Annotated in this window: 16 protein-coding genes and 2 pseudogenes; 11 read left to right on the top strand and 7 right to left on the bottom strand. The window is 57.0% G+C overall.

What is annotated here, in order from left to right; translation table 11 throughout:
- Positions 1 to 8: 8 nt before the first annotated feature.
- Positions 9 to 1,418, bottom strand: coding sequence for an MBOAT family O-acyltransferase (locus SD70_RS01310; protein ID WP_041044921.1), 1,410 nt, complete (start codon positions 1,416 to 1,418; stop codon positions 9 to 11).
- Positions 1,419 to 1,551: 133 nt separating this feature from the next.
- Positions 1,552 to 1,830 (bottom strand): hypothetical protein, encoded by a 279-nt coding sequence (locus tag SD70_RS01315; RefSeq protein ID WP_052486934.1) that lies wholly within the window; start codon positions 1,828 to 1,830, stop codon positions 1,552 to 1,554.
- 167 nt (positions 1,831 to 1,997) lie between these two features.
- On the opposite strand from SD70_RS01315, the gene mutY reads away from it, so the two are divergent.
- Positions 1,998 to 3,128 carry an A/G-specific adenine glycosylase gene (gene mutY / locus SD70_RS01320; RefSeq protein WP_041044923.1) on the top strand — a complete coding sequence of 377 codons (1,131 nt, stop codon included), beginning with the start codon at positions 1,998 to 2,000 and terminating at the stop codon, positions 3,126 to 3,128.
- Positions 3,129 to 3,214: 86 nt separating this feature from the next.
- On the opposite strand, the gene SD70_RS01325 is transcribed toward mutY, so the two are convergent.
- A complete protein-coding gene (locus SD70_RS01325) occupies positions 3,215 to 4,234 on the bottom strand; it encodes a LacI family DNA-binding transcriptional regulator (protein WP_041044925.1) in 1,020 nt (339 codons plus the stop codon).
- A gap of 287 nt (positions 4,235 to 4,521) precedes the next feature.
- Between SD70_RS01325 and SD70_RS01330 the strand changes: the two genes are divergently transcribed.
- A complete protein-coding gene (locus SD70_RS01330; protein WP_041044927.1) occupies positions 4,522 to 5,286 on the top strand; it encodes an SDR family oxidoreductase in 765 nt (254 codons plus the stop codon).
- Positions 5,287 to 5,387: 101 nt separating this feature from the next.
- Here the strand turns inward: SD70_RS01330 and uraA are convergent.
- Together uraA and SD70_RS01340 are read right to left on the bottom strand one after the other, a co-directional pair.
- Positions 5,388 to 6,653 (bottom strand): annotated as a pseudogene (gene uraA, locus SD70_RS01335) (uracil permease).
- Positions 6,654 to 6,925: 272 nt separating this feature from the next.
- Positions 6,926 to 7,450, bottom strand: coding sequence for a PadR family transcriptional regulator (locus SD70_RS01340; RefSeq protein ID WP_041044929.1), 525 nt, complete (start codon positions 7,448 to 7,450; stop codon positions 6,926 to 6,928).
- 279 nt (positions 7,451 to 7,729) lie between these two features.
- On the opposite strand from SD70_RS01340, the gene SD70_RS01345 reads away from it, so the two are divergent.
- Positions 7,730 to 8,182 carry a hypothetical protein gene (locus tag SD70_RS01345; RefSeq protein ID WP_041044931.1) on the top strand — a complete coding sequence of 151 codons (453 nt, stop codon included), beginning with the start codon at positions 7,730 to 7,732 and terminating at the stop codon, positions 8,180 to 8,182.
- A 66-nt stretch (positions 8,183 to 8,248) separates the two neighbouring features.
- Here SD70_RS01345 and SD70_RS01350 read toward each other — a convergent pair whose 3' ends face one another.
- Complete coding sequence (locus tag SD70_RS01350; protein ID WP_041044933.1) at positions 8,249 to 8,860, bottom strand: superoxide dismutase; 612 nt, start codon at positions 8,858 to 8,860, stop codon at positions 8,249 to 8,251.
- A gap of 107 nt (positions 8,861 to 8,967) precedes the next feature.
- Positions 8,968 to 9,165 carry a hypothetical protein gene (locus tag SD70_RS01355; RefSeq protein WP_041044935.1) on the bottom strand — a complete coding sequence of 66 codons (198 nt, stop codon included), beginning with the start codon at positions 9,163 to 9,165 and terminating at the stop codon, positions 8,968 to 8,970.
- Between the two features lie 278 nt (positions 9,166 to 9,443).
- Here SD70_RS01355 and SD70_RS01360 point away from each other — a divergent pair, with 278 nt between their 5' ends.
- The 8 genes and pseudogenes from SD70_RS01360 to folE all read left to right on the top strand — a co-directional run bounded on the left by SD70_RS01360 (position 9,444) and on the right by folE (position 14,454).
- Positions 9,444 to 9,875, top strand: a complete 432-nt coding sequence (locus tag SD70_RS01360) for a GNAT family N-acetyltransferase (protein WP_041044938.1) — start codon at positions 9,444 to 9,446, stop codon at positions 9,873 to 9,875.
- A gap of 172 nt (positions 9,876 to 10,047) precedes the next feature.
- A complete protein-coding gene (locus SD70_RS01365) occupies positions 10,048 to 10,605 on the top strand; it encodes a DUF402 domain-containing protein (protein WP_041044939.1) in 558 nt (185 codons plus the stop codon).
- On the top strand, positions 10,602 to 11,189 hold the full coding sequence (lepB, locus tag SD70_RS01370) for a signal peptidase I (RefSeq protein ID WP_052486935.1): 588 nt from the start codon (positions 10,602 to 10,604) through the stop codon (positions 11,187 to 11,189). The genes SD70_RS01365 and lepB overlap by 4 nt, the downstream gene beginning before the upstream one ends.
- 7 nt (positions 11,190 to 11,196) lie before the next feature.
- Entirely contained in the window at positions 11,197 to 11,331 is a 135-nt protein-coding gene (locus SD70_RS40115) for a hypothetical protein (protein WP_394297928.1), read from the top strand.
- An 8-nt stretch (positions 11,332 to 11,339) separates the two neighbouring features.
- Positions 11,340 to 12,395 carry a tRNA epoxyqueuosine(34) reductase QueG gene (queG, locus tag SD70_RS01375; RefSeq protein WP_394297929.1) on the top strand — a complete coding sequence of 352 codons (1,056 nt, stop codon included), beginning with the start codon at positions 11,340 to 11,342 and terminating at the stop codon, positions 12,393 to 12,395.
- 36 nt (positions 12,396 to 12,431) lie between these two features.
- Positions 12,432 to 13,462 (top strand): annotated as a pseudogene (locus SD70_RS01380) (HD-GYP domain-containing protein).
- 96 nt (positions 13,463 to 13,558) lie between these two features.
- A complete protein-coding gene (locus tag SD70_RS01385; protein ID WP_041044943.1) occupies positions 13,559 to 13,792 on the top strand; it encodes a YneF family protein in 234 nt (77 codons plus the stop codon).
- 71 nt (positions 13,793 to 13,863) lie between these two features.
- Positions 13,864 to 14,454: a GTP cyclohydrolase I FolE gene (gene folE / locus SD70_RS01390; protein ID WP_041044945.1), complete on the top strand. Its 591-nt coding sequence runs from the start codon at positions 13,864 to 13,866 to the stop codon at positions 14,452 to 14,454.
- The last annotated feature ends 259 nt before the right edge of the window (positions 14,455 to 14,713 follow it).

The following is a 14,713-nucleotide window of genomic DNA, read 5'->3' on the forward strand; positions in this document are numbered from 1 at the left end:
CATCCCGGTCAAAAGCGGAAATAAAAAAACGGCGTGTACGTTTTCCCGACCAACAGGATGGCGGAGATCGACAATAGCGCCAAAATGGCGGCCGGGACCAAGCCGTGCACGTAAAAAGCATTGGCGGACAGCTTTCCCCGCTCGGTCAAGAGACTGTGGATACGTTTCGGCAGCGGTGTCGCGGCGATGACGGCGACGAGAAGCAGCCATACGTGATTTTGCAGCTGAATCAGCGTTTCGGCATTGATTGCGGGGGCGCCGTTCAGGCCGAACATGGCACGAAGGAACGCACCCCCGCGGCGCATCGATTCAAAATAGAAGAATACCCAGCCGACGAGTACAATAGCGATGAAATACAGATGGGATATCCATTGCGGCAAACGCGACAGCGCACCGAGCAAAAACCGTTTCTCCAGCGCGATGAATGCGCCGAAGTACAGACCCCATACGACAAAATTCCAGCTGGCCCCATGCCACAATCCGGTCAGAAACCAGACGGCGAATAAATTGAGCCAGGGACGCCGGCGGTTGCCGCCTAAAGGAATGTAGACGTAATCCCGAAAAAAGGCTCCAACGGATATGTTCCAACGTCGCCAAAACTCGGTCGCGCTCCTCGAGATATAAGGGTAGTCGAAATTTTCCTTAAAGGTGAACCCGAACATTCGGCCGAGACCGATCGCCATATCCGAATAGCCGGAGAAGTCGAAATAGATGTGCAGAGCAAACAGGACGATGCCGAGCCACGCTCCGAGCAGCGGCAAGTTTTGCAAATTGCCGTCCAGAAAAGCGGGGGAAATATCGGACAGGGCATTGGCCAATATGACTTTTTTGGCGAGTCCAATGACGAAGCGCCCGACCCCGTAACTGAATTCCGCGACGGTGGCGGTACGGCGGCTTAGCTGACTTTGGACGTCCGCGTAACGAATAATCGGCCCGGCTACCAGCTGAGGGAACATCGAGATGTAGAGCAGGAGCTTGGAATACGTGCGGAGCGCCGGCGCTTCGCCGCGGTACACGTCCACGAGGTAGCTGATCAGATGGAAGGTGAAGAAGGAAATGCCGATCGGCAAGCCCGGATCGCGGTAAGGGATCGCAACCGAAGCGAGCGCAGCAACAGTTTTCACTGCGAGTCCCAAGTATTTGAAATAAAACAGAAACAGCACTTGGCACGCGATCGAAACGATGAGAACGGTCCTCGCGCGGGTCCGGCCGCGGCTTTGCTCTATGAGCAGCCCCCCGACCCAGCCGACGAACACGTTGAACAGCAAAACCGCGATCCACACCGGCTCTCCCCAAGCATAGAACACTAAGGAAAAGACGAGCAGGACCGCGTTCTTCCATTTGGCAGGGGCGGCAAAATAGCATAAAAGCGCGAGGGGAAGGAAGGCGAACAAGAACACGAAGCTGGAAAAGACCATAAGCATACACTCCATTTAAAGCTCGGAATGATTAGTAGTGTAAGCCGCTTATGGAATAATCATGCACGGGAAAAAGCGGCGACCGCCCCGCATCGTGCGGAAGCGATCGCCGCTTCATGTTGCATCGGGATATTTATCTCATCGAAGACATCATCGCTCCGAAAATGATAACGCCAAAAATGATGTAAAGCACGATTCCGATTGCCGCCCAAATGAGCGCTGCCTTGGCATAGTTCGACTTGGACGGATTCGCGCCGCCGCCGAACGCCCACACGAACAGCATAATGATGTTGACGAGCGGAATCGCGAGCAGCAAAATGGTGATCATCCATTCTTTCAGCGAAATGACCGGCGCCATTTGTTGATTCGAATAGCCGCCGTTCGCCGGCCCGGCCTGAAATTGTTCGTTCATGAAATGCCCCCCCTAATTTTCATAATGGGCTTGCCAATTTGCATTATAGCGACATTTTGTCGTATTGGCAATACATTTTTGACAAAAATGTGACAAGATGTGACGGGCTTCGCCACCTCCGCGCAGCGTTCCGGCCTATGATATAATATCGTGCAGGAGGAGAAAATATGCCATCATCTGACTATCCTCACCGGGAATACTTCGCCGAGCGTCTGCTTGCTTGGTACCGGCGGGGCAAGCGCGACCTGCCTTGGCGGCGGAGCCGCGATCCTTACCATATATGGGTGTCCGAAGTGATGCTGCAGCAGACCCGCGTCGAAACGGTCATTCCTTACTATCACCGGTTTCTGGAACGGTTCCCGACGATCGATGCCCTCGCCGCCGCGCCGGAAGAGGAAGTGCTGAAGCTGTGGGAAGGGCTCGGCTACTATTCGCGCGCCCGCAATTTGCAAAGTGCCGTCCGCGAAGTGAAGGAACGTTACGGCGGCGTTGTGCCGGATACGAAAGAGGACATCGCCACGCTCAAAGGGGTTGGACCGTACACGTCCGGCGCCATTTTGTCCATCGCCTACAACAAGCCGGAGCCTGCTGTCGACGGCAACGTGATGCGGGTGCTGGCGCGCTTTTTTCTTATTGAGGAAGATATTATGAAGCCGGGCACGCGCACCGTCATGGAGAAGCTCGCGCGCAGCCTTATCCCGGACGGGGAGGCCGGCGATTTCAATCAGGCGCTGATGGAGTTCGGCGCGCTCGTCTGCTCTCCGCGGTCGCCGCAATGCCTCACATGCCCTGTCATGGAGCGCTGCGCCGCCCGCCACGAAGGGAGAGAAGACGACCTTCCCGTCAAAAAAAAGGCGAAGCCGCCGCGCCCGGAGCGCCGGCTGGCCGCCTTTATCGAAGGGAGCGGCGAGCATGCCGGCAAAGTGCTCATCCGCCAGCGGCCGCAGGAAGGGCTGCTCGCGCGCATGTGGGAGCTGCCGCATATTTTGGTCGAGCAGGGCGCCGGCACAACGGATGACGAAGCGATGCGGCTCCTGCAAGGCCGACTGCTGCAGGACGAAACGCTCGATGTCTTGCCGCAGGAACCGTTTATGCACGCCGAGCATACGTTCAGCCACATTCATTGGGACATGCAAGTGTACCGGTGCCGTCTCGCTTCTGCGGACGGCAAGACCGGCGGCGCGCTGCCGGAGCTGACGCCGTTTCACTATCGCTGGATGGGACACGAGGAAATGGAGCAGTACGCGTTTCCGAACGTTTTTGTACGGATATTCCGGGAGGCGTTCAAACAGGGCTGACGCGACGGCTTGCCGGCTAGTTGTCGCGCATCCGGTTCGGCTTCAGGGTCGTGATCGTTTTGCTGTCGATCCGGCAATAGGCGGGTTTACACGGGAGGAAGGCTCGATTCGCGCACGACGAGGCGGTGCGGAATGACGGCGCGAGGCTGCATCGTTTTCTCGCCTTTGATGCGGCGGATCAGCATTTGCGACGCCGTGTAGCCGATCTGGTATATGCCGATGTCGACCGAGCTGAGCGGAGGGGTGGCGAGCTCCGCCATCGGGGTATTGTTGAAGCCGATGATGCCGAGATCTTGCGGCACTTTGAAGCCGAGCTCGGTCAGCCCGCGCAAAACGCCGAACCCCACGAGGTCGTCAATGACGACGATGGCCGTCGGACGCTCCGGCAAGCTCATGAAGAACGACATCGCCTGATAGCCGCTCTCCTGCAAAAATTCCCCTTCCACGATCCATTCCGGAGACGATGCGAGACCCGCTTCCGCCAGCGCCTGGCGGTAACCGGCGAGCCGGTCCATGGATACGACCAAATTCGGCGGCCCGCTCACGAACCCGATCCGCCGGTGGCCCTGCGAGATGAGGTGGCGGGTTGCATCGTAGGACGCTTGTACATTGTCGTTGTCGACGGACAAAATGTCGGCATGCTCCTCGCTCCTCCCGACGAGCACGAACGGAAAATGCTCCTCCCGCAAAAAGTTGACGAGCGGATCGCGCTTGCGGGAGTGCAGCAGCAGAAGGCCGTCGACACGGCGTCCTTTGACGAGCCGGATGACCGCCTCCAGCTCTTCGCGTTCGGTAACGCCCGTCGCCATCAGGAGGTCGTAGGAAGTTCGCGACGAATGCGTCACGATGCCGCGAATCACTTCCGGAAAAAACATGTTCTGGAACAGCTCTTCCGCAGGTCGGGGCAAGACGATGCCGATCGTGCTCGTTGTTTTGGAGACGAGACTTTTGGCCATTACGTTCGGATGGTAGCCCATATCTGCCATAATTTCTTTAACCTTGTTAACGGTAGCGGGGCTGATGCGCGGATGTCCGGAAATGACCCGCGATACGGTGGAAGGGGATACTCCGGCTCTTTTCGCGACATCGACAATCGTAACGGCCATGCCAACACCTCCGGTGCAGACGTTTCAAGCATCGTTTTGCTTGATGTATATGGTAATGTTAACGCATTCATTTGGCCCTGTAAATATGGACAGCGCTTCGTTTCGCACGTTTGCGCCTTTGGCCGGGCAGCTTCGGCAGCGCGCCGAAATTGCGTACAGCCTTGCGCGCCAATATGTGAGCAACACTTCAAAAGCACCCTTGTGATAAAACGATAACAGACGAACGAGAGCCAAAACATGGAACACTTCGCCGTCTGCGTTTAAAAAATCCGAGGGAGATGGGTTATATGAGCAAGCTGAAAGGGAAAGTTGCATTGGTCACGGGAGCGAGCCGCGGGATAGGACGGGCCATCGCACGGCGCCTGGCCCAAGACGGCGCACTCGTCGCCGTTCATTACGGCGCAAATCGTGGTGCCGCGGAGGAGACGGTTCGATCCGTTGAGAACAGCGGCGGGGAGGCATTCGCTATCGGGGCGGAGCTTGCGGCGCCAAGCGGGGTGCAAGCCCTCTTCGAAATACTCGATGCGGAGCTGCGGCAGCGGACGGGCGGTACCGGTTTCGATATTTTGGTGAACAACGCCGGAATCGGGCAGTATAGTACAATTGAAGATATCACGGAAGATTCGTTCAACGAAGTGATGGCGATCAACGTCAAAGCTCCGCTCTTCCTGATCCAGCAAGCGCTTCGCCGCATGAGAGACGGAGGGCGCATCATTAACATCTCGTCGGCTACGACAAGGATTGCGTTTCCGAACGTTCTCGCTTACAGCATGACCAAGGGAGCGGTCAATACGCTTACTTTGACGTTAGCCAAGCAATTAGGAGCGAGGGGTATTACTGTCAATGCAATCCTGCCGGGGATCATCGACACCGATATGAATGCCGCAACTTTGCAGGATCCGGAGGGGCGGAAGTTCGCAGCCGGCTTGTCCGTTTTCGGCCGATGGGGAGAAACCGGCGACGTTGCGGATATAGCCGCTTTTCTGGCCTCGCCCGACAGCCGCTGGATGACCGGCCAACTGCTTGACGCCAGCGGCGGCACCGCGTTGTAATTTAGCCGCTGTTGCTTGTAAAAAAACGCGGCAGTGCGAAGCCGATTGTCTCGGCCTGCACTGCCGCCTTTTCGCTTGTCGGGGCCGGCGAAGGCTTCGGGCTAGTCGTCGTTCGACAGCCGCAGCGCTTCGAACGTTTTAAACAGCAAGCTGAGCACGATGGCGGTCACCGTCGCCAGCGCCATCCCCTTCAGCTCGAAATTACCGATGCGGAGGGCGGCGCCGCTAATGCCGATGACGAGCACGACGGTAGTCAGCACAAGGTTGACGGGCTTCGAGTAATCAACCTTCGTCTCGACCAGCATGCGGATGCCGGAGGCGGCGATGACGCCGAACAGCAGCAAGGACACGCCGCCCATTACGGCGGTAGGAATCGATTGGATGAGCGCCGACAGCTTGCCGACGAAGGAAAGCACGATCGCCAAGACGGCGGCGCGCCGACGACCCAGACGGAATAGACGCGGCTGATCGCCATGACGCCGATATTTTCGCCGTAAGTCGTGTTCGGGGTCGAGCCCGCGAAGCCGGAGATGACCGTAGAGATGCCGTTGCCGAGCAGCGAGCGGCTCAGACCGGGATCTTTGGACAAATCCTGGCCGACGATGTTGCCCGTAACGATCAGGTGGCCGATATGTTCGGCGATCACGACGAGGGCGGCCGGGGCGATAATGGCGATGCTCGGCCAGTTGAAAGCGGGCGAGTAGAAAGTAGGCAGCTGCAGCCACGCGGCATCCGCTACGGACAGTTTGACAAGACCGAGAAAGCCTGCCAACGCATAGCCGACCACAATCGCGACGAGAATCGGGATCACCTTAAGAAAACCGCGGAACAGCACAGAGCCGACGACGCCGACCGCGAGCGTGACGAGCGAGACGGTTACGGTGGCGGCGTCCGGCGACCAGCCCGCCGGGGCGCCGGCAGGGGGCGGTCAGCCCGGCCATTCCGGCGGCAGTCGGCACAAGCTCAAGGCCGATGACGGCGACGATAGCGCCCATGGCCGCGGGCGGGAACACGACGTCAAGCCAGCGCGTTCCGGCGAGCCGGATAATAAGCGCGACAAGGCAGAAGATGACCCCGACGACGATAAAGCCGCCAAGCGCAGCCCGGTAGCCTTGCGAGGCCAGAACGACGAAGACGGGCGACAGGAAGGCGAAGCTGGAGCCGAGGTAGGCCGGGATTTTCCCTTTGGTGATAAACAGGTACAGCAAAGTCCCGATCCCGTTCATGAGCAAAATAGTAGCCGGGTCCACCTTGAACAAAATCGGGACGAGCACAGTGGAGCCGAACATCGCGAATAGATGCTGCAGGCTGAGCGGAATGCCGGCGAGCAGCGACGGGCGTTCCTGAACTTGAATGACTTTTGGCAACGGCAACAATCCCCCAGATCATTAATGCGACACGCTGTTCCTTATCTTACCACAATTTGCGCGTTGTTTTGCGAGGAACAGAGTTATTTGCCGGCAATCACACATCAGAAACGCAGTTGAGCCAGTTATTGCGTCAGATAGCGGATCAGAATTAAACACCGTTCCGTTATGGCTCTAAAACGGACTAGCGGACAGAGGAGACGTTATGATTATCGAACACCACTTGTATTAAGGGGACGCAGGACGCATCTTTTTCGAACCAGCCTTATCGGCTATGTTTTCCTAGTCCGTAGTTCTTGTATCGTCCGAGCGAGCCAGTCTTTCTCGCACTGCAACAAAGCAATGCGGTGTTTGATCGACAGGTCGACCCCGGTTCCGTGCCCGTGCTGCGGGACCAAGGATAGCATGCCGAGGAAATGGTCGACCTTTTGCATTTTTTCCTCCAGCAGTTTAACGGCCTCTTGCCCGTTCAGATGATCGATAAACATAAACCCTATATTCCCCGCAGGCGTCACATTGTCCGCAGTCGCTATGCTGGCTCGCAGCAGTTCGAGAAACCGCCGTTCCCCGCTCGGGGTAATCGTATATATTTGACGCTGAGGGCGATTGCCTTCTTGTTCGACGGAAACCTCCACGAATCCGCCTTGATTGAGGCGCTTCAAAATGGAGTAAGCCGTCGCTTTTTTCATATCGGATACTTGTCCCAAATTTTTCTCGATGAATTCGTTGATCTGGTATCCGTGCTGGCTTTGGGCCATCAACAAGCCGAGAACCAGCAGCTCGCGTTCATCCGTCATGAAAGCACCTCCTGTACGGTTCATTATAGTCACTCTTGACTAAAAGCGCAAAAGCTGTTACTCTTACTCACGTCGAAATAATCATACGTGACTATACACGTGTGATTATATAGCTCGCAGCTATCGCAACAAGGCCAAACTTCATGCCCGTTAAAGGAGGATTGCCATACGCAGCTGAAAGGGTATATGAGCCTCCGTACGCCGAAAAATAGGCCAGGGAGGGCGAGTTAAGCTGAACTATTTTCTACAACAATACATTTTCCCAAGGAGGTTAACGCATTGTTCGGTGTGTTTCTATTTCTTCATTTAGCCGGGTTGTCGATATGGGTCGGTTCCATTGCCGCCATCGCCGTAATGCTTGTCCTGATGAAAAAGCAGCTGGAGTCGAAAGCGGTCGGGGCCTTGGCGCAGCGGACGGTTCGGACGTTCAACATGATTACTCATCCAAGCTCTTTTCTCGTCTTGATCAGCGGCGTGCTGATGCTTGTCGGCATGGGCATGACGCATGAGTCCGATAAACCTTTCTGGATGCACTACATGGAGAAGGCGGGAGGGACTTTCATCCTGCTGTTTATCATCGTGATATCGATCCTTGGCAAAAAGCTGGTGAAAAAGCTCATTGCTGGCAACGAACGGGACGCAGCCGCCGGAATCAATAAATACGTCTATGGGATGACGGTCAGTCTTGCGTTTATTTTATCCGTAGTTTACGTTGTTTCCGCAAAAATATAAGCCGACCAGCCGCGGCAAAAACGCCAAGGGGCCGTCTCATGGACGGCCCCTTTAGGCATTGCTTTATTACTTCGCAGCTTCGTAGCGCTTGCCGACTTCCGCCCAGTTGATCACGTTGAAGAACGCTTGGATGTAGTCCGGACGCTTGTTTTGGTATTTCAGGTAGTAGGCGTGCTCCCAAACGTCGATGCCCAGGATCGGCGTTTCGCCTTCCATGATCGGGCTGTCTTGGTTCGGCAGCGAGTATACTTTCAGCTTGCCGTCTTTGCCGACGACAAGGAACGCCCAGCCGGAGCCGAAGCGGGTCGTAGCGGCAGCGGCGAAAGTTTCCTTGAACTTATCGAAGCCGCCAAGGTCGCTTTCGATAGCGGCAGCGAGCGCGCCCGTCGGGGCTCCGCCGCCGTTCGGGCCGATCGTTTCCCAGAACAGGGAGTGGTTGGCATGGCCGCCTCCGTTGTTGCGGACAGCGGTGCGAATGTCTTCCGGCACGCTGTTCAGGTCGCCGATCAAGTCGTTCAGCGACTTGTCGTGCAGCTCGGGATGCTTGTCGAGCGCAGCGTTGAGGTTCGTTACATAAGCGTTGTGATGACGGTCGTGGTGAATCATCATCGTCGTTTCGTCGATGTGGGGCTCCAGCGCGTTGTTTGCGTAAGGCAGCGGCGGCAATTGATGTGCCATGGCATATACCTCCCAAAATTATGTAGTGACGTCTATCATTATGACCGATTTACGATAATAAATCAACATGTATGTTTACTAAGTCGGGCGTGTGCAAAATGCCTCGGCTATCGCTTCAGCCCGCCCCGGCGCTCGATTTCCTGAATGATCTGGCCGTGTATATGAACGCCCTGCGCGTTCAACCACGGCGAGAGCTCGCTCATGACATGGTGGTGATAGCGAAGCTCCTCGTCGCTCCAGGCCGAAGTGCCCAGCGTACTTAAGTCGTGCAGCTGTCTGCGCCCCTGCGCCGATTCCAATGCCATCCGAACGTTCCTCCTTTCTGTCCTCGGCCTGCATGACCGCCTCGAACTACTATATCCGGAATCAACTTCCTATATTCGTGAAACGCGTCAAAATGGAAGCATAACCGAGCATTTTCCATGCAATCGCTTGCAATAAAGCGCTTCCACAAAATATTTTGAGTTTTTGTAAAGTTTTTCGCGAAATCCGGCATTTTTCAGCAGGACTTCGTGTTCTTTTGTCGTATTCATTAAGATACGGCAAAAATTTTTTCGCGTTATTTCGCGTTAGGGAGAGACCGATGATCGTACGTTCCTTTCAGCTGGCTGATTATCAGCCTTTAACCGAGCTTTTGGAGGAAGCATTGTCCGAGGAGTGCTATGAAGAGACGATCCAGGCGTTCGCCCGCCAAATCGGCTGGGACAGCGAGCTTGTGCTCGTGGCAGAGCAGGACGAGCAGCTTGTCGGCATGATTATGGGCACGATCGACAACAACAACGGTTACTACTATCGAATCGCGGTTGCCGCCGGGCATCGGCGCAAAGGCATAGGCAAGACGCTCATTGCCGCGCTAAAGCAGCGTTTCCAAATGCGCAAGGTGAGCAAAATTTTCATTTCCGTCGACGTCCATAACGAAGTGGTGCTGCCCGTTTACGAATCGGCCGGTTACTTGTCCTCCGATTTCTCGCGCACTCCGCACCGCCTCAGCATTTTGAAAAAGATCAGCGTTTAGGCGTTAAGCTGGAGGAGTAACGGCAAGCAATACGCAGGCGTCTCACAACCAGCTTAACGCCAAGGCTGTGAGCAATTACGTATACAAGCATATCTCGCCACCCGTTGCAAATGGGGAGCGGATATGCTTTTCTATTAGTAACAAGGATAAAAGGCACGAGGTGCTTGACGCTATGCACGAATACACGCCATATTTGATCAAGAGCTTCAAGCACGACGGACATCTGCATCGCATGTGGCTGCAAAACTGGCTCGTGCCCGATGCGCAGCTACTCCCGGAGCACCGGCGCGAAGCGATGATGGTGTTCATCAACTCGCAGACCAAAATTCAGGAGGCGGACGGCAAAGAATGGACGAGTCGCATTCCCGGCATTTCCTTCTTTATTCCGGGCGAGTGGTACAACGTCGTCGCGCTGCTTGAGGAACAGGGCGTTCGCTACTACTGCAATGTCGCTTCTCCGCCTTATGTGGCCGGAAACGTGCTGACTTATATCGACTACGATTTAGACGTCATCCGGTTGTCGGGAGGCGAAGTGCATATTGTCGATCAGGAAGAGTACGAGCAGCACCGCGCCTCTTATCATTATTCCGAAGCCGTCCACCAGAAAGTTCAGAACGGTCTGCAGGCGCTCCTGAAGCGCATTGCGGGCGGCGGCGCTCCTTTTGACGACGATTGGGCCTACCGCTCTTTCGAGCGGTGGAACAGAAGCCAGGGCGGAGCCGCGCGATGAGAGCGGGGGAGAGCCGCATGGGCGAGCGCCGCGATTCGGATGCGGGGGAACGGCCCTTTTTGGCGGAAGTGTGGGATTGGATGAAAGCGACGGGAGTAGCGCTGCTCGCGGTGCTGCTCATCCACCAGTTCGGCTTCAATTTCTCGACGGTGCGCGGCCAATCGATGCGGCCGACGATCCAGGAGGGGGAGTGGCTGTTCGTCAATAAGACCGCCGTCTGGCTCACCCGGCCGCATCGGGGCGATGTCGTTATTTTGAAGGAGCCGCCGGTCGCGCGGAGCACTGCCGAGCATCCGTACCTCGTCAAGAGAGTCGTGGCGGTCGCCGGGGATAAAGTGGAAATTCGGCGGGGAAAGCTGTATGTAAACGGTCAGGAGACCGACGAGCCGTATACCGATTCCCCCGTCGAAGACGGCGACTACGGGCCGATTGATGTCGGCCCGCGGCAAGTATTCGTCATGGGCGACAACCGCCGTCTGCATGCCAGCGAGGACAGCCGCACGTTCGGACCTGTGCCGCTCTCGCTCGTGCAAGGGCGGGCGGAATTTATTTTGTGGCCGTTCTCCAAGAAGGGATGGCTGTAACGAAGCAATGACTATCAAGCTGGATCCGGCTTCGGCGTCTCCTCAAGATTGGCTGGAGCTGAAGAACGAAATCAGAAGCAAGGCTGCGGAGCTCGGCATCGACAAGATCGGGTTGCTTCCGCGGATCCTTTTGTCGAGCTGAAAGATAAGTTGTACCGGCATCGCGAGCGCGGCCACGAATCCGGCTTCGAGGAGCCGGACATCGAGAAGCGAACGCATCCCGAGCTGCTCCATAGCGAGCCTCGATCCATCATTTCGATTGCGGTGGCCTATCCGTCCAAGCTTCCGAACCCGCCGCGCTCGGAGCCCGGGGCATACCGGGGGATCATCTCCCGCTCGGCGTGGGGCGAAGATTACCACCACGTGCTGCGGCGCCGCCTGGAGCGTCTGGAGCATTATTTGCACGAGCGGGTCGAAGGCGCCGTAGTGCGCAGCATGGTCGACACCGGCGAGCTTGTGGACAGAGCTGTAGCGGAACGGGCGGGTATCGGCTGGAGCGGCAAAAACTGCGCCGTCATTACCCCCGAGTGGGGGTCCTGGGTGTACCTTGGGGAAATGATTACGAATATCCCTTTTCCTGCCGATAAACCTATTACGGACCTGTGCGGCGACTGCACGCTTTGCATCGACGCGTGCCCGACCGGCGCGCTTGTCGGCCCCGGACAGTTGAATGCAAGCCGCTGCGTCTCGTTCGTGACCCAGACGAAAGGCATTGTCAGCGACGAAATGAAGGAGAAAATCGGCAACCGGCTGTACGGCTGCGATACGTGCCAAATTGTGTGCCCGCACAACAAGGGCAAAAATTGGGCGCACCAGCCTGAGCTGCAGCCCGATCCGGAGCTCGTCAAGCCGCTTCTGCTGCCTTTGCTGGAGATCGGCAACAAGGAATTCAAGCAGCGTTACGGCCAAAGCGCCGCGGCGTGGCGCGGCAAGAAGCCGATTCAACGCAACGCGGTCATCGCTCTTGGCAACTTCAAGGACCGCTCCGCCGTGCCGGCGCTGGCCAAGCTGCTGGCCGAAGATCCGCGGCCGGAGCTGCGCGAGACGGCGGCGTGGGCGCTCGGCAAAATCGGCGGCGGCGAAGCCGCAGCGGCGCTGCGTGAAGCGCGGGAGCGGGAGACGGAGCCTGCCGTGATCGAGGCGCTGGACAAGGCGCTCGGAAGACTGGGCGGGCCGGACGCGGCCGGCGCCGACACGGACGGATAAGATAGGCCTACTACTAGCACAGTTGGAGTGTCGATTATGAAATACATCAATGTAGAAGCCGTTGAACCCGGACAGTATTTGGGCAAGACGATTTTCGCCAGCAACGGTGCCATTTTGCTGTCGGACGGCGTTCAGCTTACCGTCTATATGATCAATACGCTGAAGCGGATCGGGGTGACGATGCTTTATATCAAAGATCCCGCCACCGACGATGTGGAAATCGTAGATGTCGTCTCCGAGGAAACGAAACGGGCCGTCATGCAGCAAATGGGCGAGACGTTCGCGTCCATCCGTTCCGGCAAGGATTTTCCACGAAGGCGATCAGCATTACGATCGATTCGCTCCTTGACGAAATTATGAAAAACCGTGACGTGCTCATTCAGCTGACCGACATCCGCACCAAGGACAACGATATGTATGTGCACGCTACGAACGTATGCATGATGTCCGTCATGATGGGGCTCAATCTCGGCCTCAATCAGTCGCAGCTCAAGGAGCTGGCGATCGGCGCGCTCCTGCACGACATCGGCAAAGTCGAGCTGACGGCCGACGACGATTCCAAAGACCTCAAGCGGCACCATACGTGGCGGGGCTTCGAGGTGCTGAAAAACAAGCGCGAATACAGCTTGCTCATCGCGCACGTGGCGTTCCAGCATCACGAGCAGCCGGACGGGGAAGGGCTGCCGCGCAAGCTAAGCGGTGACCAGATTCACTTGTACGCCAAAATCGTCGCCGTCGCCAATACGTACGACAACTTGCTGTTCGACCTGTCGCAAGGCCGGCGGCTGTTGCCGCACGAGGCGACCGAGCGGATGATGGCGATGTCGGGAACGAAGCTCGACCGCGAAGTGCTTATCCAGTTTTTGAAGACGGTGTCGATTTACCCGACGGGCTCGTCGGTGCGGCTCTCCACGAAGGAGACCGGCGTCGTCGTCGGCCAGCACCGCGGCTTGCCCAGCCGTCCGATCGTGCGCATCGCGAGGCAGGACAACGACGGCGGGCTGGAAATTAAAGAAGTCGACCTGGCGAAGCAGACGACGGTGTTTGTGGAGACGGTGCTCGTGTAGCTGCCGCCATTTGTGCGCGCTAGCCTTTCCTGTTATGATGGGGCTATGCGCCAAGCGCAGCAACATTTTTGCGATGATAGAGGTGAGGCGTCCGCCATGTGGTATAACTATGTCATTCCGATCGTAACGCTGGTCGTTGGCTTGATCGGCGGCTTTTTTATCGGCGTCTACTATTTGCGCCGCCAGCTCGAAACGATGCAGAGAGATCCGGAGAAGCTGCAGCAAATGGCCAAGCAGATGGGCTACAACCTGAACAAGCAGCAGATGAACAAAATGCAGGCGATGATGAAAAATCAGAACCTGGGCGGCAAAAAACAAAGACGCAGGTAAACGGCGTCACAAGCTTGCCGGCGAAGCAATGCGCAAGCGCCGGTCAGGCCAGGGAGAACGGAGGGACTGTCATGCCCGCTAAAGAATACCGCAACAGCCGTGTGGCTGAAAATCGAGAGCTGATCGAGGGCCATATCCGCGAAATTTTGCGGCTGATCGGCGAAAATGTCGAACGGGAAGGGCTGCTTGACACGCCGGCCAGAGTGACAAGGATGTATGAGGAAATTTTCGGCGGCTACGATGCGGATGTCGACGAGGTGCTCGGCGTCACGTTCGACGAGCAGCACGAAGAGCTTGTCATCATTAAAGATATCGTCTATTACAGTCAATGCGAGCATCATATGGCGCCGTTCTTCGGCAAAGTGCACGTCGGCTATATTCCGAGCGGCAAGGTGGCGGGGCTGAGCAAATTCGCGCGGCTCGTCGAGGCGGTGACGCGCCGATTGCAAGTGCAGGAGCGGATTACGTCGGAGCTGGCCGATATTTTGGAGCGTGTGCTGAAGCCGCACGGCGTCATGGTCGTCGTTACCGGCGAGCATTTGTGCATGTGCTCGCGCGGCGTGAAAAAGCCCGGCTCGCAGACGGTCACGTCCGCGGTGCGCGGCGAGTTCCGCACCAATGCGCCGCTGCGCTCGGAGTTTTTGGCGCTGCTCAAGCAGTAGGGACGGTTGTTGTAAGAGATATTGGGGGCTCTCCGCGCGGCGGGGGGCCTTTTTGCTGCGGCGGGCATGCGCTCGTCCGGAAGGGTTGGTTGTTGCTGCGGCAGTCTTTTGAAGCTGCAGTGGTGTCTTGCGCCCGCGTTCCTTATGCAAAGACTATGGGGACGCTGATATGGAACTAAAAGGCGCTGCTACACGTTGGCTAAATGTCTGGCGGCAGAAAAAGTGTTATTTGCGGGGCGGCCACGAGCGGACGTATAGA

This window comes from Gordoniibacillus kamchatkensis (assembly GCF_000829455.1).
Taxonomy (GTDB): domain Bacteria; phylum Bacillota; class Bacilli; order Paenibacillales; family NBRC-103111; genus Gordoniibacillus; species Gordoniibacillus kamchatkensis.